Source organism: Cryobacterium sp. TMB3-10, from assembly GCF_004402305.1.
GTDB lineage: Bacteria > Actinomycetota > Actinomycetes > Actinomycetales > Microbacteriaceae > Cryobacterium > Cryobacterium zongtaii.
Window position 1 is genome coordinate 316,438 of sequence record NZ_SOGH01000031.1, and the last position, 25,534, is coordinate 341,971.

At 68.4% G+C, this 25,534-nt stretch carries 19 protein-coding genes; 5 read left to right on the forward strand and 14 right to left on the reverse strand.

All coding sequences use genetic code 11. The annotated features are described in order from the left end of the window. Positions 1-84: 84 nt before the first annotated feature. From E3T22_RS17545 to chvE, 4 genes are all read right to left on the reverse strand, one after another. Positions 85-1,302, reverse strand: coding sequence for an ROK family protein (locus E3T22_RS17545; protein ID WP_241980254.1), 1,218 nt, complete (start codon positions 1,300-1,302; stop codon positions 85-87). A 60-nt stretch (positions 1,303-1,362) separates the two neighbouring features. Then, positions 1,363-2,580, reverse strand: coding sequence for a multiple monosaccharide ABC transporter permease (mmsB, locus tag E3T22_RS17550; RefSeq protein ID WP_088455105.1), 1,218 nt, complete (start codon positions 2,578-2,580; stop codon positions 1,363-1,365). A gap of 5 nt (positions 2,581-2,585) precedes the next feature. Continuing rightward, positions 2,586-4,094: a multiple monosaccharide ABC transporter ATP-binding protein gene (gene mmsA, locus E3T22_RS17555; RefSeq protein WP_088457834.1), complete on the reverse strand. Its 1,509-nt coding sequence runs from the start codon at positions 4,092-4,094 to the stop codon at positions 2,586-2,588. Between the two features lie 125 nt (positions 4,095-4,219). Further along, positions 4,220-5,344, reverse strand: a complete 1,125-nt coding sequence (gene chvE / locus E3T22_RS17560) for a multiple monosaccharide ABC transporter substrate-binding protein (RefSeq protein WP_088455104.1) — start codon at positions 5,342-5,344, stop codon at positions 4,220-4,222. Positions 5,345-5,822: 478 nt separating this feature from the next. Between chvE and xylA the strand changes: the two genes are divergently transcribed. Continuing rightward, on the forward strand, positions 5,823-7,013 hold the full coding sequence (xylA, locus tag E3T22_RS17565) for a xylose isomerase (RefSeq protein WP_088455103.1): 1,191 nt from the start codon (positions 5,823-5,825) through the stop codon (positions 7,011-7,013). Positions 7,014-7,145: 132 nt separating this feature from the next. Here the strand turns inward: xylA and E3T22_RS17570 are convergent, their stop codons facing one another. Then, positions 7,146-8,060, reverse strand: a complete 915-nt coding sequence (locus tag E3T22_RS17570) for an aldo/keto reductase (protein ID WP_134481078.1) — start codon at positions 8,058-8,060, stop codon at positions 7,146-7,148. Positions 8,061-8,217: 157 nt separating this feature from the next. Between E3T22_RS17570 and E3T22_RS17575 the strand changes: the two genes are divergently transcribed. Both E3T22_RS17575 and xylB read left to right on the forward strand, forming a co-directional pair. Continuing rightward, a complete protein-coding gene (locus E3T22_RS17575; protein ID WP_134481077.1) occupies positions 8,218-9,348 on the forward strand; it encodes a glycerate kinase in 1,131 nt (376 codons plus the stop codon). Positions 9,349-9,532: 184 nt separating this feature from the next. Beyond that, positions 9,533-10,948: a xylulokinase gene (xylB, locus tag E3T22_RS17580; protein ID WP_134481076.1), complete on the forward strand. Its 1,416-nt coding sequence runs from the start codon at positions 9,533-9,535 to the stop codon at positions 10,946-10,948. Positions 10,949-11,179: 231 nt separating this feature from the next. Here xylB and E3T22_RS17585 read toward each other — a convergent pair whose 3' ends face one another. The 8 genes from E3T22_RS17585 to E3T22_RS17620 form a co-directional block, all read right to left on the reverse strand. Continuing rightward, entirely contained in the window at positions 11,180-13,084 is a 1,905-nt protein-coding gene (locus E3T22_RS17585; RefSeq protein ID WP_134481075.1) for a glycoside hydrolase family 127 protein, read from the reverse strand. Between the two features lie 36 nt (positions 13,085-13,120). Beyond that, positions 13,121-14,149 (reverse strand): arabinan endo-1,5-alpha-L-arabinosidase, encoded by a 1,029-nt coding sequence (locus E3T22_RS17590; RefSeq protein WP_134481074.1) that lies wholly within the window; start codon positions 14,147-14,149, stop codon positions 13,121-13,123. Next, positions 14,125-15,630, reverse strand: a complete 1,506-nt coding sequence (locus E3T22_RS17595; RefSeq protein ID WP_134481073.1) for an alpha-N-arabinofuranosidase — start codon at positions 15,628-15,630, stop codon at positions 14,125-14,127. Before E3T22_RS17595 ends, E3T22_RS17590 begins: the two co-directional genes overlap by 25 nt. An 81-nt stretch (positions 15,631-15,711) precedes the next feature. Beyond that, a complete protein-coding gene (locus E3T22_RS17600) occupies positions 15,712-16,416 on the reverse strand; it encodes a YesL family protein (protein ID WP_088455096.1) in 705 nt (234 codons plus the stop codon). A 1-nt stretch (position 16,417) separates the two neighbouring features. Next, positions 16,418-17,866, reverse strand: a complete 1,449-nt coding sequence (locus E3T22_RS17605) for an arabinan endo-1,5-alpha-L-arabinosidase (protein ID WP_134481072.1) — start codon at positions 17,864-17,866, stop codon at positions 16,418-16,420. Between the two features lie 2 nt (positions 17,867-17,868). Beyond that, positions 17,869-18,834 (reverse strand): carbohydrate ABC transporter permease, encoded by a 966-nt coding sequence (locus tag E3T22_RS17610; RefSeq protein ID WP_240632350.1) that lies wholly within the window; start codon positions 18,832-18,834, stop codon positions 17,869-17,871. Positions 18,835-18,844: 10 nt separating this feature from the next. Next, positions 18,845-19,759, reverse strand: a complete 915-nt coding sequence (locus E3T22_RS17615; RefSeq protein WP_165791122.1) for a carbohydrate ABC transporter permease — start codon at positions 19,757-19,759, stop codon at positions 18,845-18,847. Between the two features lie 104 nt (positions 19,760-19,863). Next, positions 19,864-21,195, reverse strand: a complete 1,332-nt coding sequence (locus E3T22_RS17620; RefSeq protein WP_088455093.1) for a sugar ABC transporter substrate-binding protein — start codon at positions 21,193-21,195, stop codon at positions 19,864-19,866. 216 nt (positions 21,196-21,411) lie between these two features. On the opposite strand from E3T22_RS17620, the gene E3T22_RS17625 reads away from it, so the two are divergent. Beyond that, positions 21,412-22,791, forward strand: a complete 1,380-nt coding sequence (locus E3T22_RS17625; RefSeq protein WP_370291595.1) for a glycoside hydrolase family 27 protein — start codon at positions 21,412-21,414, stop codon at positions 22,789-22,791. Here E3T22_RS17625 and E3T22_RS17630 read toward each other — a convergent pair. Beyond that, a complete protein-coding gene (locus tag E3T22_RS17630; RefSeq protein WP_088455092.1) occupies positions 22,755-23,768 on the reverse strand; it encodes a LacI family DNA-binding transcriptional regulator in 1,014 nt (337 codons plus the stop codon). The two genes, E3T22_RS17625 and E3T22_RS17630, sit on opposite strands and share 37 nt — an antisense overlap. A gap of 431 nt (positions 23,769-24,199) precedes the next feature. On the opposite strand from E3T22_RS17630, the gene E3T22_RS17635 reads away from it, so the two are divergent. Beyond that, positions 24,200-25,522 carry a GNAT family N-acetyltransferase gene (locus E3T22_RS17635; RefSeq protein WP_134481071.1) on the forward strand — a complete coding sequence of 441 codons (1,323 nt, stop codon included), beginning with the start codon at positions 24,200-24,202 and terminating at the stop codon, positions 25,520-25,522. The last annotated feature ends 12 nt before the right edge of the window (positions 25,523-25,534 follow it).

Sequence of the window (25,534 nt, forward strand, 5' to 3'; positions counted from 1 at the left end):
CCGCCTCGCAAGGGAGCCTACGGCAGACTTCCTCGCTTCCGCAAGTAGTTTGTGGTGATTGACGACAAATGTCAGATCAGCGAACTAGCGACGAGCGGCACGACCGCGCACGAAGCCGGCCGGGTCGTCGAGCAGGTCGGCGAAGGCCAGCTCGGCGGCGCCCACGAGCATCAGGTGCGAGCCCAGGCTGGCCCGCTCGATGGCCACGGTGTGGCCGATGCTGCTCATGGAGCGCACGATCATCGCCGCGGTCAGCTGTTCCCGGCCCACCGAGAGCAGCGAGCCGAGGAACCCGCCGAGCACCACCATCTCGGGGTCGAACAGGTTCACGAAGTTGGAGATCGCCTCGGAGAGCAGCTCGATCTGCCGGCGCACCTCGGCCAGCACGGCCGGGTCGCGGGAGACGCCGAGCGCGATGTCGAGGTCGTCCAGGTCGGCGCGCGGCAGCTTCAGCACCGCGAGAAGCCTGGCCATGCTCACCTCGGTCTCCAGGCAGCCGATCCGGCCGCAGTGGCAACGCACCCCCGCGCTGTTCACCAGGGTGTGGCCCAGCTCCCCCGCGTAGCCGCTGGTGCCGCGGAGCGGTGTGCCGCCGATGATCAGGCCGCCGCCGATTCCGCTGGCGCTGCCGTTGAGGTAGACCAGGTCGTTGATGCCGCGGGCCGCGCCGAACATGCTCTCGGCGATCGCGCCGAGGCTGGCGTCGTTGCCGGCGAAGACCGGGTAGTCCAGCACCCGGGCCAGATCGCGGGCCAGGTTGACGTCGCGCCAGCCCAGGTGCGGGGCGATCAGCACCCGGCCGTCCGCGGAGTTCACCAGCGCCGGCACCGCCACGCCGACCCCGGCGATGCTGTAGCTCTGGTCGATCTCACCGCGCATGCCGTCGACGATGGCCTTGACCGCGTTGATGGCCTCGGCCACGGTGGGCACCCGGGTGGTGTCGAAACGGATGCGCCGGATCACCTCACCGCCGAGTCCCACCAGTCCCACGGTGATGGCGTCAATATCGGGGTTGACCGCGATCGCGGCCAGCCCCGGGTTCGGCACCACCTGCGGGCTGGGCCGGCCCACCCGGCCCACCACGCTCTCCGGTTCCACCTCGAACGCCATGCCCAGGTCGACGAGTTCGGCCACCAGGGCCGCGATCGTCGACCGGTTCAGTCCGGTGCGCTTGGTGAGCTCGGCTCGGGAGCAGCCACCGGCGTGGTGCAGCATCGTCATGACCATCGACAGGTTGTACCGCCGGAGCTGGTCGTTGCTGGTGCCGCCCCGAACACCCAGGGTGGGTGACGCTTGGCTCACGGGTGGGTCACGGTCCTTTCGGGTGCGGGCCCGACAGAGGACCGCCGGGTGGCGTCAGTGCTATCGTCCTCCGGCGCGCCGCTTGTTGAAGATATCAAACGCGACGGCCAGCAGCAGCACCAGGCCCTTGATTGTCATCTGCCAGGCGGCATCCACCGAGAGAATCGACAGGCCCATGTTGAGCACGCCCATCACCAGACCACCGACCACGGCACCGACCACGGTGCCCACGCCGCCCTGCACGGCCGCACCACCGATGAAGACGGCGGCGATGGCGTCGAGCTCGTAGTTCTGGCCCGCCGAGGCGACGGCGCCGCCGGCTCGCGCGGTCGAGACCACACCGGCCAGGCCGGCCAGCACGCCCATGTTCACGAAGATGTAGAAGTTGACCCACTTGGTCTTCACCCCGCTCATCACGGCGGCGAAGAGGTTGCCGCCCATGGCGTAGACGTGGCGGCCGAACACCGTGCGGTTGAGCACGAAGTTGTAGATCAGGATCAGGGCGGCGAGCACGATCAGGATGATCGGGGTGCCGCTGTAGTCGCTGAGCAACCAGGCGAACCAGACGATCGCGATGGCGGCGATGCCGTTCTTGGTCCACATCGAGGCGAGCGGTTCGCGCGGCAGGTCCAGCCGGGCCAGGGTAGCGCGGGTGCGCAGCTGGAAGACGATCAGGGCCACGGCGGTGAGGATGCCCAGCGCCAGGGTGAGCACGTCGCGCCCGGCCAGTTCGCCCAGGTACGACGGTAGCCAGCCGGCGCCGATCGCGGTGAATTCGGCGGGCAGGCCACTGATGGTTCCGCCGGTGAGCAGTACCAGGGTGAGGCCGCGGAAGATGAGCATGCCGGCCAGGGTGACGATGAACGCCGGGATGCCGACGAACGCCACCCAGTAGCCCTGCCAGGCGCCGACCAGGGCGCCGACCAGCAGCGACACGAGGACCGCGCCCCACCAGGGCAGACCCCAGTTGTTCATGCTGATCGCGGCGACAGCGCCGACCATGGCCACGACAGAGCCGACGGACAGGTCGATGTGGCCGGCGATGATCACGATGACCATGCCGATCGCGAGGATCAGCACGTAGGCGTTCTGCTGGATGAGGTTGTTCACGTTGCCGGGCAGCAACAGGCGCCCGTCGGTGAGGATCTGGAACAGGATGACGATCACGGCCAGGGCGGCGACGATGCCGTACTGGCGAAGGTTGATCGAGAGCTTGGGCATCCGGCGCTTGACGGGTGGTTCTGTGGGCGCCTTGCTCGCTGGCGTGGTGGTGGTCATCGCGCTCAGTCCTTTCCTGCGGTCATGTAGTGCATGAGTGTTTCCTGCGACGCGTCGGCCTTGGCGACCTCGCCGGTGAGTTTTCCTTCCGAGATCGCGTAGATGCGATCACAGATGCCGATCAGCTCGGGCAGTTCGGAGGAGATCACAATGACCGCCTTGCCCTGCGCCGCGAGCTCGTTGATGATTCCGTAGATCTCGTACTTGGCCCCCACGTCGATGCCGCGGGTCGGCTCGTCCAGGATCAACACGTCGGGGCCGGAGAAGATCCACTTCGACAGCACCACCTTCTGCTGGTTACCGCCGGAGAGCTTGCCGGTGATCGAGGTGACCGACGGCGCCTTGATGTTCATCTTCTGCCGGTAGGAGTCGGCGACCTTGTACTCGCGGTGCTTGTCGATCACGCCGTACTTGGCCAGCTTGGCCAGGGCGGCCGCGGACACGTTGACGGTGATGTCGCCGATCAGGTTGAGGCCGTAGCGTTTGCGGTCCTCGGTGGCGTACGCGAAGCCGTGCTCGATGGCCTCCCCCACGGTGCGCATCTGGATTTCGGTGCCGTCCTTGAAGACCTGCCCGGAGATGTTGGTGCCGTAGGAGCGGCCGAAGATGCTCATCGCCAATTCGGTGCGGCCGGCGCCCATCAGCCCGGCGAAGCCGACGATCTCGCCGGCGTTGACGGTGAAGGAGGCGCCGTCGACGACCTTGCGGGCCACGTCGACGGGGTGGTGCACTGTCCAGTTCTCCACCCTGAGCACCTCGGCGCCCACGGCGGGCTCCCGCGGCGGGAACAGGTTGTTCAGGTCCCGGCCGACCATGGCGCGGATGATGTGAGCCTCCGTGGCATCCGGCCCTGCCATGTCGATGGTCTCGATGGTCTTGCCGTCCCGGATCACCGTGACGGTGTCGGCGATGCGTTTGATCTCCTTGAGCTTGTGGGAAATGATGATGCAGGTGATGCCCTGCGTGCGCAGGTGGTCGATCAGGCCCAGCAGATGGGTGGAGTCCTCGTCGTTCAGGGCCGCGGTGGGCTCGTCAAGGATGAGCAGTTTGACCCGTTTGGAGAGCGCCTTGGCGATCTCCACGAGCTGCTGCTTGCCCACGCCGAGCTCGAGGATCTTGGTGGCCGGGTTCTCGTCCAGGCCCACCCGGGCCAGCAGCAGGGCGGCCTCACGGTTGGTCTTGTTCCAGTCGATCACCCCGCGGGTGGCGTTCTCGTTGCCGAGGAAGATGTTCTCCGCGATTGACAGGTACGGGCTCAGCGCCAGCTCCTGGTGGATGATGACGATACCGTCGTGCTCGCTGTCGTTGATGGTCTTGTAGGCCACCTCGTGGTCCTCGAACTCGATGCTGCCGTCGAAGCTGCCGGCCGGGTACACCCCGCTGAGGACCTTCATCAGCGTGGACTTGCCGGCGCCGTTCTCCCCGCAGATGCCGTGCACCTGCCCCCTCGTGACCTCGAGGGAAACACCGTCGAGGGCCTTCACCCCATTGAAGTCCTTCACGATGTTGTTCATCCTGAGGATGATCGAATGCTCCACTGCGCTCTCCTGTTTGCTGATGGGCCGGGCACCCGGTTTCCCGGGTGCCCGGCTAGGAGGTCGGCCTGCTCGGAACGAACAGGCCGGCCAGGGTCGGCTCGTTAGAGGCCGACATCCGATGCCTTGATGAAACCGGAGTCGACGAGCTTGGTCTGCACATCGTCCTTGACGACGACCTCGGGGTCGAGCAGGAACGACGGCACGACCTTCTCGCCGTTGTCGTAGGTCTCGGTGTCGTTGACGGTGACCTCGTCGCCGGCCACGATCTCCTCGATCATGGTGAACACCTGCTCGCCGAGCGTGCGGGTGTCCTTCCAGACCGTCATGGACTGCTCACCGTCGAGGATCGCCTTGACGTTGGCCTTGTCGGCATCCTGTCCGGTGATCAGCGGGTAGTCGGTGCCCGGTGCGTAGCCGGCCGATTTCAGCGAGGCGATGATGCCGATGGCCAGGCTGTCGTTCGGGGAGAGCACCACGTCGACCTTGTCGCCGCCGGTGTAGAACGACGACAGACGGTTGTCCATTTCGGACTGCGCCTTGTCGCTGGCCCAGCCCTGGATGCCGATCGAGGCCCAGTCGTCGTTGGAGGCGGGTGACTGGCCGCTCGGAACGACGAGGACGCCGCTCTCCACGTAGGGCAGCAGAACGTCCCAGGCGCCGGAGAAGAAGAACTTGGCGTTGTTGTCGTCGGGGCTGCCGGCGAACGGTTCGATCGAGATCGGCCCGGTCGCGTTGGCCAGGTCGAGCTGGGTCTCCAGGAACTGGCCCTGCAGCTGGCCGACCTTGTAGTTGTCGAAGGTGGCGTAGTAGTCGACGTCAGGGGTGCCGTTGATCAGGCGGTCGTAGGCGATGACGGTGGCGTCCTGCTTCTTGGCCTCGGCGAGCACCGGCGCGAGCACCTGGCCGTCGACGGCGGCCACAACGAGGATCTTCGATCCGCCGGCGACCTGGTTCTGGATCTGGCTGATCTGCTGGTCGGTCTTGTTGTCGGCGTACTGCAGGTCGACGGTGCAGTCGGCCTCTTCGAGCAGCGCCTTGAGCTGCTCACCGTCGTTGATCCAGCGTTCCAGGCTGCGGGTCGGCATCGAGATGCCGACGTTGCACTCGGTACCGCCGGCGGCTGCATCGCCGCCTCCGGTGGTTTCACCGTCGCTGGCGCAGGACGCGAGCGACAGGGCGAAAATGCCTGTGGCCGCGAGGGCGAGAATTTTCTTGGTCTTGGACATAGTTGGAGCTTTCCTCTCTGAGAGCTGCCAGTCACCGCAGTCACCGGTATGCCGGTGGACTGCCAGAGGAGGAAATCTTGTCGCCCGCTCCCCCAGCACTGGGCGAACGCGTGTCAGGGTTACCTCCTTGTAACGGGACATCGCTGTGATTGACCCACCGCGCAAATGCGGCCTTTGTTGACGGACAGAACTTATCTCGTACCTTCTCGGTTTGCCTAGGGGCAAAACAGGAAATGCCCCTGTTTGGGGGGTTGGCATGATGACGCACCCCCTCGAGGGCTCTAATTGCGACGGGAATCGTCGAAACCGTTCGACAGGGTCAGTGGCGGGAGGAGGCGCAAAAACGGACTTCCGGCGAATATGTTGTGGCCGGGGGTTTTCCTGCGGCCCGTGCGGGCAACTGTACGGATGGGCCGCGGGTGTGTAATATGTTGGTCATAGCAACAAATCGCCAATGAAGCTGAATCGGAGCACAGTCATGTCACTCACCCCCACCCCCGCCGACAAGTTCTCATTCGGCCTGTGGACCATCGGATACAACGGGTCTGACCCGTTCGGCGGACCCACTCGCCCGCAGCTGGACACCGTCGAAGCCGTCACCCGCCTCGCTCAGCTCGGCGCATACGGCCTCACCTTCCACGACGACGACCTCTTCGCCTTCGGCTCCACGGATGCCGCCCGCCAGAAGGAGATCGACCGTCTCAAGCAGGTCCTCGCCGACACCGGCATGATCGTGCCGATGATCACCACCAACCTGTTCAGCGCCCCGGTCTTCAAAGACGGCGGCTTCACCTCCAACGACCGCGCCGTGCGCCGGTTCGCCCTGCGCAAGGTCATGCGCAACCTCGACCTCGCCGCTGAGCTCGGCGCCAAGACTTTCGTCATGTGGGGCGGCCGTGAGGGCGCAGAGTACGACGCGGCCAAGGACATCCGCGCCGCCCTCGACCGCTACCGCGAGGCTGTCAACCTGCTCGGCGACTACGTCACCGACAAGGGTTACGACATCCGTTTCGCCATCGAGCCCAAGCCCAACGAACCGCGCGGCGACATCCTGCTGCCCACGGTCGGCCACGCCATGGCGTTCATCACCACCCTCGAGCGCCCCGAACTCGTCGGCGTCAACCCCGAGGTCGGTCACGAGCAGATGGCCGGGCTGAACTTCACCGCCGGCATCGCCCAGGCGCTCTACCAGGGCAAGCTGTTCCACATCGACCTCAACGGTCAGCGCGGCATCAAGTACGACCAGGACCTGGTCTTCGGCCACGGCGACCTGCAGAACGCGTTCTCGCTGGTGGACCTGCTCGAAAACGGCGGCCCGAACGGTGGCCCGTCCTACGACGGCCCGCGTCACTTCGACTACAAGCCGAGCCGCACCGAGGACATCAGCGGCGTCTGGGACTCCGCCGCCGCGAACATGCGCACCTACCTGCTGCTCAAGGAGCGTGCCGCGGCCTTCCGCGCCGACCCCGAGGTGCAGGAGCAGCTGGCCGCATCGCGCGTGCCGGAACTGTCGCAGACCACTCTGTCCGACGGCGAGAGCTACGACGACTTCCTGGCCGACAAGAGCGCCTACGAGGACTTCGCTCCGGAGGAGTACTTCGGCGGCAAGGGCTTCGGCTTCGTTCGCCTGCAGCAGCTGGCCCTCGAGCACCTGCTCGGCGCCCGCTAACCAGCAGGTTCGTTCGACCGTTCCACCCGCACCATCTGCCCCGGCCGGGTTCTCCCGGCCGGGGCTTTCTCGCATCCCCCACCCGCGAACCGTGAGGTAAGCACCTTCGCGCGAGTTGTGGGTGCTTTTCTCTCAGTTCGCGAGGATGGTGTCCAGCTCGGCCCAGACCGCATCCGGCACGTCGATCGCGGCGTGGGCGACGGCCTCGTCGAAGCGCGCCCTCGTGCGCACGCCCAGCACGGTCGTGTCGACGAGCGGATGCCGCAGGCTGAATTGCAAGGCGAGCGCGGCCAGCGGGATCCCGGCGTCGGCCGCGATGCGGGTGACGGCGTCCACGGCGGCCTGGGTCTCCGGCCGGATCGGGCCGTAGGCGTAGGTGCCGGCGAACCGGGGGTCGCCGGTGAGGATCCCGGCGCCGAACGGGGCCGCGTTCTCCACGATCATGCCCCGGTCCCTGGCCGCCTGGTACAGGCCCAGCGCCGAGCGGTCCACCAGGGTGAAGCGGTTGTGATTGATCAGGACGTCGAAGAGGCCGGTGTCCACGAAGCGGCGCATCATCGCGACAGGTCCGCCCGAGATACCGATGTACCGGGCCACACCGCGGTCCCGCATGGCGACGAGCGCATCCACGGCACCGCCGGGCTGCATGACGCTCTCGAAGCCGACGTTTTCGGGATCGTGCAGGAAAAGGATGTCGACGGATTCGAGGCCGAGCCGGTCGAGCGACTGCTGCAGAGATCTCTCCATCTGCGCCGCCGAGAAGTCGTTGCGCGCCACGTCGCGGTCGAGCTTGGTCTGCACGACCAGTCCCGGGCCGACAGTGCCGGCCAGCGCCTTGCCGATGACCCCTTCCGAGTGTGAGTCGCCGTAGATGTTGGAGGTGTCGATGACGTTCGTGCTGAGCCGGCCGGCCGCCCAGGACGCGGCCAGGGCATCCGTGGCGCTGGTCTCGGCAGCACTCCGCGGCGACCAGCCGGACGTGCCGAGGGTGAGAGGAGACAGGAGGAGCGCCTGCGAGCCGGTGGGCCGGGGATCAAGGGAAACCATGAGGCGAGGCTAGTCCGTTTCTGCCGAGGGGCGTGGAGCGACAACCCACTGACGAACCGGGGATCGGCATGCGGTACCGTGTCGAGAACCGGGCGTCCGGGCGGGAAGAGGGTCGCCCTCGTCCCTGCGTTCGTCGCTTCCACAGAGGATCGATCCCATGAAATTCGTTCTGGCCCCCGACTCGTTCAAGGAATCGATGACCGCGCCCGAGGCCGTCGCCGCCATGCGACGCGGTGTGCTGTCGGTGTTTCCCGACGCCGACTGCGTGGCCGCGCCGATGGCCGACGGTGGGGAAGGCACCACGGAGGCCCTCACCGATGCCCTCGACGGTGTGCTCGTCAGCGCCCCGGTGCACGACGCCCTCGGACGTTCCGTTCGGGCCCGGTACGGCTACGTCGGCTCCGAGCACCTCGCCATCATCGAAATCGCCGCCGCCGCCGGGATCGACCTGGTCGCCGTCGCCGACCGGGACCCGAAGATCACCAGCTCCTACGGGGTCGGCGAGTTGATCCGCCACGCCCTGGACCGTGGTGCGACGCGGTTCATCGTGGGTCTGGGCGGCTCGGTGACCAACGACGGTGGCGCCGGGATGCTCGAGGCCCTCGGCGCCCGCCTGCTCGATGAGGCCGGTGCGGACTTGCCGCGCGGCGGTGCGGCCCTGGCGCGGCTGCACCGGATCGACCTGTCCGCCGTCGACCCGCGGTTGGCCGGCAGCACGTTCCAGATCGCCAGTGACGTCACGAATCCGCTGCTCGGAGCCGCCGGCGCCAGCGCCGTCTTCGGCCCGCAGAAGGGCGCCGACCCCGCCACCGTGCACCAGCTCGACGCCGCGTTGGGCGTGTACGCCACCGTGATCGTCGCCCTGACCGGCACGGATGTGTCCAACCAGCCCGGCGCCGGAGCTGCCGGTGGACTCGGGGCCGCCTTTCTGGCGTTCTTCCCGGCCGAGCTGCGCCGCGGTGTGGATGTCGTGATGGATGCCGTGCACCTGGCCGACCGGATCGCCGGTGCCGATTTCGTGTTCACGGGCGAGGGCAGCCTCGACGCCCAAACCCTGAGCGGAAAGACCCCGCTGGGTGTTGCGGAGGCCGCCGGCGTGCACGGTGTCCCGGTCGTCGCCTTCGCGGGCCGGATCGGCCCCGGCGCCGAGGTGCTCTACGACCACGGCTTCGCCGCCCTGGTGCCCATCCTGCCGGGTGTCTCCGACCTGCCCAGCGCCCTCGCCGATGGCGCGGCAAATTTGGAGCGCGCGGTCGCCACCGTCTGCCGACTGCTCACCCTGTCCTGAGGTTGCCGCCCGCCCGCTGCGGGCGGCACGGAGCCCCTTGCGTGATGCCGCGGGGGCCCGCAAGCGTTTGAACATCCCCGCTAGACCGAATATGTTTAGACCCAGAACATTTTATGTGTGAGCCCCCGGGCGACGGCGAGGACGCCGCCGACCCACCGCGGATTTTTGAGGTTTGGAGTGCGCCATGGCGCTGGTTGCCGGAGTCGACTCGTCGACGCAGAGTTGCAAGATTGTGGTGCGGGATGCCGAGACGGGCGCGCTGGTGCGCACCGGCAAGGCGAGTCATCCCGTGGGCACCGAGGTCGATCCGGCCGCCTGGTGGGATGCCCTGCTGGCCGCCGTCGAGAAGGCCGGCGGTCTCGACGACGTCGCCGCCGTGTCGGTGGCCGCGCAGCAGCACGGCATGGTCGTGCTCGATGAGGACGGCCGCGTCATCCGCCCGGCCCTGCTCTGGAACGACACCCGCAGCGCGCAGGCCGCCGCCGACCTGATCGATGAGGTCGGCGCCGCCGAATACGCCCGCCGCACCGGCCTCGTGCCGGTGGCCTCGTTCACCGTCACCAAACTGCGCTGGCTGCGGGATGCCGAACCGGCCAACGCCGCCAGGGTCGCCGCCGTCGCCCTCCCGCACGACTGGCTCAGCTGGCGGCTGCGCGGTTACGGCCCGGCCGGTGAGAGCGAGCTCGGCCCCGTGCTGACCGCGCTGACCACCGACCGGTCGGATGCCAGCGGCACCGGCTACTTCTCGGCCGCCCTCGATGACTACGACCGTGAGCTGCTCGTGCGCGGGCTCGGCCACGACGCCGTGCTCCCCCGGGTGCTCGGCCCTGGTGAGACCGCAGGCACCACGGTGGCCCTGCCCGGGGTTCCCGCCGGTCTCGTCGTGGGTGTGGGAGCCGGCGACAACGCCGGAGCCGCCCTGGGCCTGGGCGCTACGGCCGGCGACGTGATCGTGTCGATCGGCACCAGCGGCACGGTCTTCGCCGTTACCGCGGTGCCCAGCGAGGATGCCTCCGGCGCCGTCGCCGGGTTCGCCGACGCCAGCGGGCTGCACTTGCCGCTGATCGCCACGCTCAACGCCGCCCGCATCCTGGACTCCATTGCCGGCCTGCTCGGCGTCGACCACCACGAACTGGGCCGGCTCGCGCTGGAGGCCGAGCCCGGCGCGCAGGGCCTGGTCCTGCAGCCGTACTTCGAGGGCGAACGCACCCCCAACCTGCCCGACGCCACGGCCTCCCTGTTCGGGATGACCCTGACCTCGACCACCCGGCCGAACCTGGCCAGGGCTGCGATCGAGGGGCTGCTGTGCGGCCTCGCCGACGGGCTGGACGCCGTGCGCGCGCAGGGAGTCAGCGTCGAACGCATCCTGCTGATCGGCGGAGCGGCGCAGAACCCGGCCGTGCAGTTCATCGCCGCGCAGGTGTTCGATGCACCGGTGGCCGTGCCCACCCCCGGCGAGTACGTCGCCGACGGCGGTGCCGCCCAGGCGGCCTGGTCGCTCACGGGCACCCGCCCGGCCTGGTCGGTGGCGGTCGAGGCGCACCCCACCCCGGACTTCCGCCCGGTCATCCGCGCCCAGTACGCCGCGCACCGCGCCTAGCTCCGCACCCCGCTTTCGTCCGTTCGCTGTGTCGCGAAAGCGGGGAAACGGTCACTTCGCGCGACCCGAAGCAACCACATCACCGCTTTCGCGACCTACTTGGGGTCTCATTGGCCGAGGGCAGGGTGCGGTTGTTTCGCGAAAGCGGGGAAACGGTCAGCTCGCGCGAGCTGAAGCAACCACATCACCGCTTTCGCGAGGTGGGCCGAGTGCGCGGATGGCGGGGTACGGCTAGCTGGTGGGGATCCAGACGCGCATGCCCCCGGGCGCGCGGTTGCCCCACCGGTAGTACGGCACCGCGGTCACGGTGATGGCATCGCCGCCGGGAGAGCGGTCGCCAGAGGCCACCGGGTAGAGCTCCCCCGCGTCCGGCGCCCGCCGCGCCCCGGTGATTCGCACCAGCGGCACGCCCAGATCCGCGTCGACCGGGCCCAGCTCGGCGGCGGCGGCGGCATCCACGACGAAGTCCTCGAGCACCAGCGACCCGGGTAGGTCGGCCTGTTCGAGCGCGTAGACCAGCGGCCCGCGCGTCACCACGACGCAGCCGCGCACCGCATCCACCTGCGGATGTGCCCGCCGCAGCCGCACGGGCATGTCCAGCACCAGCTCGATCGAGCGGATGCCCGCCCCCGGCACCCGCAGGTAGCCGGCCGACACCGCCCCAGAAGCCGCCTCCCCGTTCACGGTCAGCCGCCAGGACTCCGCCCAGGCGGGCACCCGCAGCGCCACCTCGCCACCGGTGAACGGCGCGTCGAACTCGATCGCCACGACACCGTCGACCGGGTAACCCGTGCGGATCCGGGCCACGGTGGCCGCCCCGCCGACCCCGCCGAGGTCGATGGTGCCGGTTTCGTAGAGGTGCAGCTGCAGGGAGCCCGCAGCCGTCGTCGCCGCGTAGTGCTGCAGCGACGAGACCAGTCGGGCCAGGTTGGGCGGGCAGCAGGCGCAGTCGTACCAGCCCACCCGGCGGGCCGGAGCCTGCTCGTGTGCGCCGTCCCGGTGGGTGCGCACCTGCAGCGGGTTGGAGTAGAAGAACGCGGTGCCGTCGCTCGTGGTCGACCCGGCGACGGCGTTGTACATCGCGCGTTCGATCTCGTCGGCGAACCGGCCCTCGCCGGTGAGCAGCAGCATCCGCCAGTTGAACTGCACGCTGGAGATCGCGGCGCAGGTTTCGGAGTATGCCCGATCCGGCGGCAGCTCGAACGGGTCGCCGAAGGCCTCGTCGCGGTGCCGGGAGCCGAGCCCGCCGGTGACGTACATCTTGCTCCGGTGCACATCGGACCAGATGCGTTCGAGGGCGGCGAGCAGCTCCGGCTCCCCGTTCTCGGCATAGACGTCGGCCACGCCGGCGGCCAGGTACAGCTGGCGCACCGAGTGCCCGGTGGCGCCGGGCACCGTGCGCACGGGTTCGTGGTCCTGGAAGTACCCGTAGCCGAACCGGTCCTCGCCCACGCTCCGGTGGCCGCGGAGGTCGATGAAGCGCTGGGCCAGCTCAAGCCAGCGCCGCTGCCCGGTCACCCTGTACACCTCGACCAGGGCTGTCTCGATTTCCGGATGCCCGCAGACCGCGTCCACGCCGCCGGCGCCGAAGCGCTGCTCGACCAGGCCGGCGAACCGCAGCCCCACCTCGAGCAGGTCGGTGCGGGCACGGGTGCGCTGCCACGCCACCCCGGCCTGCAGCAGGTGCCCGAGGCAGTACAGCTCGTGGCCCCAACGAAGGTCGGCGAACTTCTCGTCGGGCTTGGCCACCTGGAAGAACGAGTCCAGGTAACCGTCGTCCTGCTGCGCCGCCTGCAGCAGCGCCACGGTGTCATCGACGAAGGAGACGAACACCTCGGCGCCGCCACCGGCCCGCCCGGCCTCCCAGCCGATGGCCTCGAGCACCTTATAGACGTCGGAGTCGGCGAAGACGAAGCCGCGGAAGACCCCGCTCTCCAAGCCGGCCGCGATCCGCAGGTTGGCCAGCGCCCCCGACTCCTCGAGCTGCCGCACGCAGTGCGCCAGGGTGGCGTCCCGGTTCACCCGCTGCCAGCTGGCGAGCTGCCCGGTTCCAGTGAGGCTCACCGCGTCGAGGGGCAGCGGACGGAGGACGCTGTGTGCCCTGGCGAGGGGGCTGACGGGTCCGGTGATGGGCATGAGGACTCCTGTGGCTAGTTCGGAAGAAATGGGCGGCTATTCCCAGGCCACGACCGGCCAGCCGTCGTCCCAGCGCAGCGGGATGAGGCCGAGTTGAAAGGCGCCGTCCAGGCTGGCGTCGTAGTAGTGGAACGCGAGGGTGCCGCCGGACACCGACTGGCCACCGGGGCCGACCCGGTCCCCGTCGCCGGAGAGCACCGGGGTGCCGCCGTCAGCCAGCAGCGCGGCGCCGTTGGCGTCCAAGTACGGTCCGTCCACGGTCTCGGACCGTCCGACGGCGATGTTGTAACTGCTGTCCACGCCGCGGCAGCAGAAATCCCGCGAGAAGAACAGGTAGTAGAAGCCGTCGTGCGCGAGCAGGAACGGCGCCTCGAGAGCGTTCACGGCCAAGTTGCGGTCCGCGATCAGCACCGGGTCGGCGTCGTCGGCGCGCAGCCCGCTCGGCCAGTCGAGTTCGACGAGGTGCAGCCCGGACGAGAACGAGCCGAAGCTCAGCCAGGGCGTGCCCTCGGCATCCTCGACCACCCCGGCGTCGATCGCGTTGTAGTCGGTGCCCACGGAGGTGATCACCTCGCCCCGGTCCACCCAGGCGTAGTCGGCCGCATCCGGATCGAGGGTGCTGTTGGTCGCCAGCGCGATCACCGAGGTGTTCGTGCCGAATAGCGACGCCGAGTAGTAGAGGTACCAGGTGCCGTCGTGCTGGTAGAGCTCCGGCGCCCACAGGTTGTCCACCCCGGGCACCGCCTCCACCAGCCAGTCCGGCTTCTCCTGCCAGACCTCGCCGACGTATTCCCAATCCAGCCCGTCCATGGACCGGCGGATCTGGATGTTGCCGTCCGCGACCTGCCCGTTGCCGGTCGAGTACACGTACGACGCGTCCCCCTCGACCCCGGCCACGTAGGCGGGGTCGTGAGTGGCGATGTCACCGCTGAGCTCGCGGGCGCCCTGCTCGGCCGAGCATCCGCTCAGCACGAACAGGACGACCGCGGCCAGGGTCAGGACGAACAGGCCCGCGGGCGTGCCCGCCTGACCCGCTCGTCCTAACCGAGCGCGATCGCCGACCATGAGACGGGCGGCAACGTCACGGTGAGCGTGCCGTCGGCGAGGACCGAACCGGTGAGGTCCTTCAGGCCCACCCGGTTCTGGTCGGCCAGCGTGTTCTTCGCGTACGGGTCGGCGTCGTTCAGGGTGACGGCTTCCGTGATGGCGGATGCGCCGAGCCCGGACACGTCGATGGCCACCTCGATCGACTCGGTCTGGCTGCGGTTCACCAGGAACACCGCGCTCGTGCCGGTCTCGGCGTCAGCGGTCACGACCGAGTCCACCAGCGGTGCGGCGCCGTACACCGCGGTGTCGTAGGTGTCGACGGTGATGCGGGGCGTGAGCACCTCGCCGCGGGCGAGCCTGGAGGTCACCGAGAAGGGGAAGAATGTGCTCTGGCGCCAGGAGTCTCCGCCTGGTTCGGTCATGATCGGGGCGATCACGTTCACCAGCTGTGCCAGAGAGGCCGAGCCGACCCTGTCGTGGTTCTGCAGCAGGGTGATCAGCAGGTTGCCGAGCACGACGGCATCCGCCACCGAGTAGACGTCCTCGAGCTGACGCGGCGCGAAACGCCACTCGTCGTTGACCTCCTCGGAGGCCTGGTGCTCGTCGAGGTACCAGATGTTCCACTCGTCGAAGGAGAGCTGGATGGTCTTCTTGCTGCGCAGCTTGTGCTTGACGTGGTCGGCGGTGGCCACGACGGTGTCGATGAAGTACTTCATCTCCAGCGACGACGCCAGGTAGGAGGCCAGGTCGCCGTTGCGTTCCTGGTAGTAGGCGTGGCAGGAGATGTAGTCGACCGACTCGTAGCTGTGCTCGAGCACGACCCGCTCCCACTCGCCGAAGGTGGGCATCGCCGAGCCGGAGGATCCGCAGACCACGAGCTCCAGCGACGGGTCGGCGGTCTTCATTGCCGAGGCGGTGCGGGCCGCGATCTTGCCGTAGTCGTCGGAGGACATGTGGCCGACCTGCCAGGGGCCGTCCATCTCGTTGCCGAGGCACCACATGCGGATGTCGTACGGTTCGGTCTTGCCGTTGGCGACGCGCTCGTCGGCCAGGGCGGTGCCGGCCTCACCGTTGGCGTATTCGAGCAGGTCGAGCGCCGACTCGATGCCGCGGGTACCGAGGTTCACGGCCATCATCAGTTCGGAGCCGGTCAGTTCGCACCAGCGGCCGAACTCTTCCAGGCCCACCTGGTTGCTTTCCAGCGAGTGCCAGGCCAGGTCGCGGCGCACCGGGCGCCGGTCGCGGGGTCCGACGCCGTCTTCCCACTTGTAGCCGGAGACGAAGTTTCCGCCGGGGTAGCGAATGGTGGTGGAGCCCAGCTCCTTGACCAGGTCGACCACGTCGAGGCGGAAGCCGTCCTCGTTGGCGGTGGGGTGGTCGGGCTCGTAGATCCCGTCATAGACGCAGCGACCGAGGTGCTCCACGAAGGAGCCGAAGATGCGCCGGTTGATGGTGGCGACCACATTGGTGCGGTCGATACTGATTCGTGCGGTGGTCATGGAGATCGTGTCCTATCTGTGCAGCGTTGACGAGGTGGGGCGAAGTCGAGTGAAACGAGAAAAGGCGGTGGGGTGGGCTGTTCAGGCCGGCGACGCACGCCGGCTGGGCGCGAGTGACAGTGCGCCGTCTTCGTTGCGCACCGCGCCGTGCGCGGGGTGCGCCGCGTCGAGGGCGGCGAGCCGGTGGTCGATGAGCCAGCCCGCCACGAACAGCGGCGCCGAGGCGCCGATCAGCGGCACCAGCACGCCGAACTGGAACAGGGCCAGCGTGAGCGCGCCCAGCGCCAGGATCAGCGACAGGCTCAGCAGCGGGGACACGAACGGCAGCACAAACGCGTACCGCCAGATCGAGCGGGCCGAGTCGCGGTAGCGGGTGCAGATGATGATCGCGGAGAACGCCGCCAGCAGGGTGCCGACCGAGACCACGACCAGCAGCACGAGCAGCACTGCGCTGACCGGGCTGCCCGCCACCGCAGTGGTCTGGAAAGCCACCAGGTCGAGGAACACCAGTACCGTGGCGAGCTGGAACGGGATCGCGACGACCGCGAGGTGCCAGAACTGGGCGCGGTAGGCGGTGATGAAGTCCCGCACCAGCCTGTCGCTGGGCTGGCCGGCGCGCAGCCGGCCGAGCAGGATCGCCGCGGCCGTGGCCGCCGGGAACACGCCCAGCACGATCAGCCCGGCGAGAGTGCCCGCGAGGAAGAGCAGGTTGATCACCACGAGCGCGATCGCGAACCGCAGCCAGTGCATCACCTTCCCGGCCCAGCCGATGGCGTAGTCGTCCATCTCAGGCGCCACTCGTGCCGAACCAGGCCACCCCGTCGGCGGTGAGACCGCTGAAGGAGAGGGCGGGCCGGGCGTTCGCCCAGTCCCAGCTGGTGAAGACCACGGCGTCGAGTTCGGTGCCGGATGCGCCCCCGACCACCAGCCGCACGCGTTCGGTGCGCCCGTCGAAGAGCCGCTCAGGCGCATCCGTGGGAACCAGAACCGTGGGCGCCACTGCGACGGTGACCGGGTCGGCATTCACCAGCGCGGTCGACTCCGGAACCAGACGCACCGCGCGCCACGGGCCGGCCAGGCTCACCGGCGCGGCCAGGCGCTCCGCATCGGCGCCGGCGAACGGCTGCGGCGAGACGACGGGCCACCCCGCTTCGGTGAAGAAGGTGCGCCGCAGTTGCACAACGTGCTGGCTGGGGTCGTCGGCGAAGCGCACGTGGTGCACCATGAAGTACTCGTCGGCGCGGCAGGCTGACGCTGTTGCATCGGCGGCAGGGCTCGTGCCGGGCAGGCCCGGCTCGGTCAGGATCGAGTTGTGCCCGGGGGCGAGCCAGCCGGTGTCGTCGCCGAACCGGTGGCTGCCGAGCACCTTGGTGCCGATCAGGGCCGGATCGGTGTCGAGGTCGGTCATCGAGTGGCCGAGCAGGTCGGTGTACGGGCCGGTGATCTCCTCGGCCACGGCCACCCGTACGTTGTAGCTGTCGAAGAGCGAGTCGTAGGAGGAGAACAGCACGTAGCGGTCCTCCTCTCGGCGGTAGACGATGAAGGCGCCTTCGATCGCCCGGTCCACCGACACCGGCCGGCGGGCGATGACGGTGCCCAGGTCGCCCGGCGTCTGTGGTCGGCCGGTCGCCGGGTTCAGCGGCAGCGTGTAGATGCCGGAGAAGAACGACCCGTAGGTCAGCCACGGGGTGCCGGACCTGTCGACGGTGACGGCCGCGTCGATCGCGTTCTGGCTGTCGGTTCCGGCGCGGGTGGCCACGACGATGCCGCGGTCCTCCCACGGTCCGGCCAGCCGGCTCGCCACGGCCAGGCCGATGGCGGACGTGCTCGAACCGAAGGTGGAGGCCGAGTAGTACATGTGCCACTTCACATCGGATGCGGCGGCGGTCGAGGCGCCGCCCGTCGGCCAGCGCACGACCTCCGGAGCCCAGAGCCCGGGCGCCTGGCTCCACTCGAAAGCGGGCCCGGGCACGCCGTCCAGGGCGGTGCCCACGAAGGACCAGTGCACGAGGTCGGGCGACCGGCGCACGTGCACGCCGGCCGCCACCGCATCGGCGCCGGCGGCGGCATCCGTGGAGAACATGTACCAGGTGCCGTCGGTGTCGCGCACGACGGTGGGGTCGTGGGCGTTGCGGGTGCCCCAGTCGGCCGGGTCGCCGGCGGGCGCCGGGGTCAGGCTGCGCAGCGCCTGGCCGGGTCGCGCTTGGCCGGGCAGGGTCTGGTCGAGAACCGACATGATCAGCCCTTCCCGCCGGTGAGGGCGACGGATTCGATGATCTGGCGCTGGAAGATGATGAACACGATCAGCACGGGCAGCAGGGCGATGAAGGACGCCGCCATGATCAGCGGGTAGTCGGTCTGGCTGGCGTACTGGGCGTTGAAGCTCGCGATCACCAGCTGCAGGGTCTGCTTCTCCGGCGTGTTCAGGTAGATGATCGGGGCCAGGTAGTCGTTCCAGACGGCCATGAACCAGAGGATGAACTGCGCCGCCATGGCGGGCCGGATGGCCGGGAAGATCAGCTTGAAGAAGATCTGCAGGTAGGAAGCGCCGTCGAGCTTGGCGGCCTCGATGATCGAGTCCGGCACGTTCTCGAGGTACTGCTTGAGGAAGAAGATCATGATGATGTTGCCGAACAGGCCGGGCACGATCAACGGCAGCAGGGTGTCGACCCAACCGATCTCGGCGAAGACCATGAACTGCGGAATCATGATGGTCGGGAACGGGATCATCAGGCCGGCCAGCAGCATCAGGAATGCGGCGTTCTTGAACGGCATCCGCATCTTCGCGAAAGCGAACGCGGCGATCGAGGAGGTGACCGATCCGACCACGGTGACGGTGCCCGCCACGATCAGGCTGTTCCGGATGCCGCTGAGCAGCGGACCGGCCGACCAGACCCGCAGGTAGTTCTCCCACACCATCGGGTCGGGGATCCACTGCGGCGGCAGCGAGAAGATCGCTTCCTGGGTCTTGATGGAGGTGGAGAACGTCCAGAGCAACGGGCCGATCATGACCACAGCGCCGATGGACAGGATGATCGTGACGATCACATTGCCGATCGAATAGCTGGTGGTGCGCGAGACGCCGCGCTTGCGGTTCGGCGCCGGGAGACGGCGGCCACCTGAGGTCGGTGGGAGTGCCCCGTCGGGGGCCAGGAGGGGAGCTGCGCTCGGAATGGAGCCGGGCAGGGAGGTTGATGTAGTCACGGTGGCGGCCTCAGTCGATCGAGAACTGGTTGCGGCGGTTGAGCCTGAATTGGATGACGGTGATCACGAAGATGATCAGACCGAGCACGATCGACATCGATGACGCGTAGCCCATGTGCAGGTTGTTGAAGGCCTGCCGCCAGATGTACCAGACGATGGTCGCCGAGCTGAATTCCGGACCGCCCGTCGGGGTCATGATGTTGACCTCGATGAAGATCTGCGAGCCGCCGATGATGCTCGTCACCACGAGGAAGAAGGTGACCGGTCGAACCATCGGGAGGGTGATGTGGCGGAACTGAGCCCAGGTGCCGGCGCCGTCGAGCGCTGCGGCCTCGTAGAGGTAGCGCGGCACCGATTGCAGGGCAGCCAGGTAGAGCAGCATCGAGTAGCCGAGCCCCTTCCAGGTGGCCATGATGATCAGTGCCGGCTTGACGGTGTCCTTGTTCGCCAGCCAGTTGGGTCCCTGAATGCCGAACAGGTCCAGAACCTGGTTGACCAGGCCGAAGTCGCCGTTGTAGGCCCACTGCCAGAGGATGGCGATTGCGGCGATCGAAGAGATCACCGGCACGTAGTAGACGGTGCGGAAGAACGTGGTGCCGCGCATCTTACGGTTGAGCCCGAGGGCCAACGCCATCGAGAGCACCAGGCCGATCGGGATACCGATCATCATGAAGAAGGTGTTCCACATGGCCTTGGCGAAATACGGGTCGTTCCACATCTTGATGTAGTTGTCGATCCCGTTGAACTTCGGAGCGGCCAGCCCATTCCAGGCCGTGAAGGAGGCGTAGACGGAGAACAGCAGCGGGTAGAGCGTGAAAAGCAGGAAGCCGATCAGGGGGATCGCGATGAACGCGAGGGCAACCTGGTGCTCGCGCCTGTGCAGTCGAGAGCGGCGCGGCTTGGTGCGAAGAGCTGTGGTGGACATCAGTGATCTTCCTTGACGTGATTCCATGAGCGGGGGGCCGGCCGGGGCCGGGGGCGGATGCCGCGGCCACGCGTAGAGAGCGCGGCCGCGGCATCCGGGCGGTGTTAGCCGATACCGGCCTGGGCGTTGGCGTCGTCCAGGAAGGCCTGCATCTTGGGCTGCGCCTCCTTGAGGTAGTCGGCGGCGGTCTGCTTGCCGTCGAGGACCGGCTGGATGTTGGTGAACAGCTCGTCGTACCACTCGGCGTTGTAGGTGTTGTTCGCCGGCAGCGCACGACCGTAGTCGTTGACGATGTCGAGGAATTCCTGCTTGTTGGCCGGCTTGGTGGTCGAGTCGGCCACCCAGGTGTCGGCCATGTCCTTGAGGTTCGGGATCTGCACCCCGGCGTCGACCAAGGTCTGCTGCGCCGTGACGTCGGCAGAGAGGTACTCGACAAGCTTGGCGGACAGCTCAGGGTCCTCGGTGGTGCTGCCGACGGCGATGCCGAGCGAGCCGACCCAGGTGGCGGACTCACCGGTCTTCCCGGCCGGGTAGGGAATCAGGTCCCAGTCGAAGTCGAGCTCGGCGTACGTGGAGACGTCCCACGGGCCCACCGGGAAGAACGCGATCTGGCCACTCATCCAACGCTGGTAGGTGTCAAGGGTCTGCGCCTGCGCGGTGGAGGGGGTGACGCCCTCCACGTTGGACAGGTCCGCGAACCACTGCAGCGCCTCGGCGAACTCGGGCGTGTCAACGGTGACCTTGGTGCGGTCCTCGTTGAGGAAGTCGGCGCCGTTCGACCATGCGAACGACTGCAGGCTCCACTGCACGTTGAGGCCGGTGCCCCACTGGTCCAGCTCGCCGTCACCGTTGAGGTCCTTGGTGAGCTGCTTGGAGATGTTGACGAACTCCTCGAGCGTCAGGGGAACGTCCACGTCGGGCAGCGGAATACCGGCGGCCTCGAACATGGTCTTGTTGTACCCGAACGAGAACGGTCCGACGTCCTTCGGCAGAGCGTAGATGGCGCCTTCGCCGACCAGGCTGCCGTCGAAGCGGTAGCTGTCGACGCCGTATTCCCAGATGTTGTCGAGGTCGAGGGTGTCCGACCCTTCGACGTACTCGGTGATGTCGAGGACGACACCGTTGTTCACGTAGGCCTGGATGTCGCCCTGCGCGATGTAGAACACGTCCGGGATCTGCTTGCCGGCGATGGCCGCCTTGAGCTTGGTGGCGTAGTCGTCTGCGGTGGTCGAGATGATCTTGACCTTGACGTCGTTGGCTTCTTCGAAGGCCTTGATGGCCGTCGTGTATGCGGCCTTCTCGTCTTCGCCGCCGCGGAACATGAATGTGAGCTGCTTCTCACCGGTGTCTGCTGCTCCTGCCGAGCATCCGCTGAGCAGAAGGCCGGTCGTAGCGATCATTGCTACGGAGGCGGCGATAAAACGTGACCTCTTCATCACGTAGTTCCTTCCCGATTGGCTGTGCTGTGAGTGGTGGATGCCACGGCCCGTCGGGTCGGACATCCGCGTCCTGAGTGTTTTACAACGTTGTAACAGTATGACAGGCTCGGTGCATACGCAACGAATCCCGGTAAAAAATTCCAACGTTGCAATAAATGTTATCGTCCCGTTACCGGCCGTGGCCGGGGCGGCCCACCGAACCGGAGCCTCCCGATGTCCCTCGAATTCCCCGCTGACCTGGCCATGCACGACACCGTCGCCCCACTCGCCGACCGGCCTCCGATGGGCTGGAACTCCTGGGATTGTTACGGCACCACCGTCACCGAGGCCGAGGTGCTGGCCAACGCCGAGTTCATGGCCGAACACCTTCTGCGCTTCGGCTGGGACACCATCGTGGTCGACATCGCCTGGTACGACCCCGCCGCCCGCGCGGGCGGTTACAACGAGAAGCCCGGCATCGAGATGGATGCCTGGGGCCGCCAGCTGCCCGCCACCAACCGGTTCCCGTCGGCGGCCGCCGGCGCCGGCTTCGCCCCGCTCGCCGCCCGGGTGCACGCGCTCGGCCTGCGTTTCGGGCTGCACATCATGCGCGGGATCCCGCGCGCCGCGGTGGAGCGGGCCCTGCCCGTCTTCGAGCGTGCCGGGGTGACCGCCGCCGACATCGCCGACCCGGCCTCGGCCTGCACCTGGAACCCGGACAACGTGGGCCTGAACCACGACCACCCCGGCGCGCAGGCCTACTACGACGCCCAGGTGGCCCAGTTCGCGACCTGGGGCGTGGACTTCATCAAGGCCGACGACATGCTCGCGCCGTACCACTCCCGCGAAATTGCGGCCTACGCCCTGGCCATCGCCCGCTCCGGACGCCCGATCACCCTCAGCCTCTCCCCCGGCACCGATCTCTCCCAGGCCCACCGCGAGCACCTGGCCGCAAACGCCGAGCTCTGGCGGGTGTCCGACGATCTCTGGGACCGCTGGGAGGACATCCTCGACCAGTTCGGCCGGCTCGCGCGCTGGGCACCGCACCAGCGCCCCGGAGCCTGGGCCGACGCCGACATGCTGCCGTTGGGGCGCATCGGCATCCGGGCCGAACGCGGCGACGACCGGATGAGCCGGCTCACGCCGGACGAACAGCGCACCATGCTCACGCTGTGGTGCCTGGCCCGGTCCCCGTTGATGTTCGGCGGCGACCTGCCGTCCACCCCATCCCAGACCCTGGCCCTGCTCACCAACCCGGCGGTGCTGCGCATGCACCGCGACTCGCACGGCCAGCGGGAGCTCTGGCGGGAGGGTGACACCATCGTGTGGAGTTCGGTTGCCGGGGCCGAAGTCGAGGAGCCGGCGGCGATTTACGTGGCCGTGTTCAACACCGCGGACGCCGCCAGGGACATCCATCTGCCGTTGTCGGCGCTGGGCGCACCGGCCGGGGCGGCCACGGCCACCGACCTGTGGCACGGCGATCAGGTCGCGGTGACGAACGGCGGCACCACCCTGCGGGTGCCGGCACACGGCTGCCGTCTTGTGCAATTCGACACCGCCCTCGAGCACCAGTCCAGTCAGCCTGCCGTCGACTCCCGGTCGATCACGGTGTAGTCGGCCAGGTAGACCTCGGGCACCCGCGGGGTCACGCCCTCCTCGATGCGCTGCACGAGCAGGCGCACCGCGGTGTCGGCGATCTCGTCGCGGCCGGGGTCGATGGTCGACAGGGTCGGCAGGGAGTACTTGGTCTCGTCGAGGGCGTCGAAGCCGATGAACATCACGTCTTCCGGTACCCGCAGCCCGGCCACCTGAGCCACCCGCATGGCGCCGAGCGCCAGGGTGTCGTTGAGCCCGAACACCGCGTCGAAACTGACGCCGGTGTCGATCAGGGCGCGCATCGCCTCGGCGCCGTCCGCCCGGTGCCACCGGCCCACATTGCAGATCAGCGCCGGGTCGAACGGGATGCCGGCCTCGGCGAGGGCCTCGCGGTAACCCTGCACACGCAGCACGGCGGAGCCCACCACCTCGCCCTCGTGCGCGCCGATGATGGCGATCCGGCGCCGGCCCCGGCTGATCAGGTGCAGGGTCGCCGCCTTCGAGGCTTCCACGTTGTGCATGGTGACGTGGTCAACGGGTCCGCCGAAGACCCGCTCACCGAGCAGCACCATCGGGTAGCCCACGTTGAGCATTGCGGCATCGTCGGTGCTCAGGCCCAGCGGGCTGAAGATCAGGCCGTCGGTCAGCTGTAGCCGCGGGCTCGAGAGCATGGCGATCTCGCGGCCGCGGTCACCGCCACCGGTCTGCTCGAGCAGCACCACCAGGTGACGGCGCTCGGCGGCCTGGATGATCGCATCCGCCAGCTCGGCGAAGTAGCTGAGGCTGAGCTCGGGCAGGGCCAGGCCGATCACACCGGTGCGGCCGGAGCGCAGGCTGCGTGCCGAGATGTTGGGCTTGTAGCCGAGCTCGTCGATGGCCGCGCGCACCCTCTCCCGGGTTGCGGGCCGGATGTGCTGAAAGTCGTGGACCACATTGGAGACGGTCTTGATCGACACCCCGGCGAGCGCCGCCACATCGCGCAGTGTTGCTGCCAATTTCGCTCCCTGTCGGTCAGTGCCGCGAACAGTCCGTGCGCGCGGTCGCGACTCCGGGCGGCCACACGCCGTCCTCGGCGCGTCGGTCTGCTCACGTCCGAACTTACCGCCTTCATTACAACGTTGCAGCCGCCTGGCGGCTCTGGCGCGGTCCATTCCCGGCGGGGCCTCGCCCCGCTTCCGGCGCCGCGGGCCTCGCGGTACTCACAAGTCCCGGCGGCACACGTCAGTCCCGGCGGCACACCTTAGAACCCGTGCCGCCGCGAAGGACACCTGCCTGCGGGAAGAAAGTGGTCCACGAGACGTGGAGGGCACTCGCCTGCGCCAGGAACACCATCCCGGTACCGTCGCCGCCGACGACGCCCGCATCGGTGACAAGCGGGCCGCCACCCACCCGGTCCGCCCCGGATCGGCGTGAGTAGGCTGGATGGGTGAATGCCTACGCCTCCGCACCCGTCGACCCCGAATCCACCGCAAACCTCGCCGAACGCGGCCTGAGACTGGCGGTGCTCGACGCCGACGACGAGGCGGGCCTCAAGCGTTGGCTGCTGGCGGATGCCCGCGGCTTCCACGAGGTAACGCCCACCGAGGGCACCCTCGAGGTGCAGGTCGAGGACATCGCCACCGACAGGGTCACCGGCGTCTGGGACGCCTCGCAGGCCGACCCGGAGACCCCGGTCGCCACGATACGGTCCTGGGAGATGGGCCTGACCGTGCCCGGCGGCACCGCCCTGGGCACCTGGGCGATCAGCTCGGTCACCGTCTCCCCCACCCACCGCCGCCAGGGCATTGCCAGGGCCATGCTCACGTCGGAGCTCCGCACCGCCCAGCGGCTTGGCCTGCCGATCGCCATGCTCACGGTCTCCGAAGCCACCATCTACGGCCGGTACGGTTTCGGACCGTCGGCTCGGCAGTCCTCGTACGTCGTCGACACCCAGCGGGCCCGCTGGACCGGCCCCACCCCGGCCGGCCGCGTTCAGTTCGTCAGCCCGGAATCGCTGCTCGCCGACGGCCCCGAAGTCTTCGAACGCACCCGCGATCGCTCCCCCGGCGAGGTCGACCGTCGCGAGATCTGGTGGAAGCGCACCCTTGGCCTGCTGCCGAACGAACCCGACGCGCACAAGCGCGGCATCCGCGCGGTGCGCTACGACGATGCCGACGGCGCCATCGCCGGATTCGCGCTCTACGAGATCGCGCTGCAGAACGTCAGCCACCCCGGCCAGCTCAAGCTTGTCGACCTCGTCGCGGCCACCGACGACGCCTATGCCGCGCTCTGGCGGTTCGTGATCGAGATGGACATGGTCAACGAGATCAACGCGGGCCTCCGCAGCGTCTCCGAGCCGGTGGCCTGGCAGGTCTCCGACCACCGCGCCGTGCGCAAGACCAGCGAACGCGACCACCTCTGGCTGCGCATCCTCGACGTTCCGGTGGCGCTCGGCGCCCGCAGCTACGCGGCGCCGGGCGACTACCTGCTCGACGTCACCGACGACCTCGGCTTCGCCGAGGGCCGGTTTCTGCTCACCGTGGCCGCCGACGGGTCGGGGCAGGCGCATCCGCTCACCGGTACGGCCCCGGCCGGCGCCGTCGAGGTGGCCCTCTCGGCAGCGGACCTGGCGTCGCTGTACCTCGGCGGCACGAGCGCGGTCGACCTCGCCCGCGCCGGCCGGATCACCGAGAAGTCCCCGGATGCCGCCATCCGGCTGCACACGGCGCTGCACTCCGCCTACGCCCCGCACCTGAGCACCTGGTTCTAGCCGCTCGCTCCC

Excerpts from the sequence above, each read along its gene's own strand:
- mmsB (WP_088455105.1), bottom strand. The coding sequence starts at position 2,580 with ATGACCACCACCACGCCAGCGAGCAAGGCGCCCACAGAACCACCCGTC.
- mmsA (WP_088457834.1), bottom strand. The coding sequence starts at position 4,094 with ATGAACAACATCGTGAAGGACTTCAATGGGGTGAAGGCCCTCGACGGT.
- chvE (WP_088455104.1), bottom strand. The coding sequence starts at position 5,344 with ATGTCCAAGACCAAGAAAATTCTCGCCCTCGCGGCCACAGGCATTTTC.
- xylA (WP_088455103.1), top strand. The coding sequence starts at position 5,823 with ATGTCACTCACCCCCACCCCCGCCGACAAGTTCTCATTCGGCCTGTGG.
- E3T22_RS17570 (WP_134481078.1), bottom strand. The coding sequence starts at position 8,060 with ATGGTTTCCCTTGATCCCCGGCCCACCGGCTCGCAGGCGCTCCTCCTG.
- E3T22_RS17575 (WP_134481077.1), top strand. The coding sequence starts at position 8,218 with ATGAAATTCGTTCTGGCCCCCGACTCGTTCAAGGAATCGATGACCGCG.
- xylB (WP_134481076.1), top strand. The coding sequence starts at position 9,533 with ATGGCGCTGGTTGCCGGAGTCGACTCGTCGACGCAGAGTTGCAAGATT.
- E3T22_RS17585 (WP_134481075.1), bottom strand. The coding sequence starts at position 13,084 with ATGCCCATCACCGGACCCGTCAGCCCCCTCGCCAGGGCACACAGCGTC.
- E3T22_RS17590 (WP_134481074.1), bottom strand. The coding sequence starts at position 14,149 with ATGGTCGGCGATCGCGCTCGGTTAGGACGAGCGGGTCAGGCGGGCACG.
- E3T22_RS17595 (WP_134481073.1), bottom strand. The coding sequence starts at position 15,630 with ATGACCACCGCACGAATCAGTATCGACCGCACCAATGTGGTCGCCACC.
- E3T22_RS17600 (WP_088455096.1), bottom strand. The coding sequence starts at position 16,416 with ATGGACGACTACGCCATCGGCTGGGCCGGGAAGGTGATGCACTGGCTG.
- E3T22_RS17605 (WP_134481072.1), bottom strand. The coding sequence starts at position 17,866 with ATGTCGGTTCTCGACCAGACCCTGCCCGGCCAAGCGCGACCCGGCCAG.
- E3T22_RS17615 (WP_165791122.1), bottom strand. The coding sequence starts at position 19,759 with ATGTCCACCACAGCTCTTCGCACCAAGCCGCGCCGCTCTCGACTGCAC.
- E3T22_RS17620 (WP_088455093.1), bottom strand. The coding sequence starts at position 21,195 with ATGAAGAGGTCACGTTTTATCGCCGCCTCCGTAGCAATGATCGCTACG.
- E3T22_RS17625 (WP_370291595.1), top strand. The coding sequence starts at position 21,412 with ATGTCCCTCGAATTCCCCGCTGACCTGGCCATGCACGACACCGTCGCC.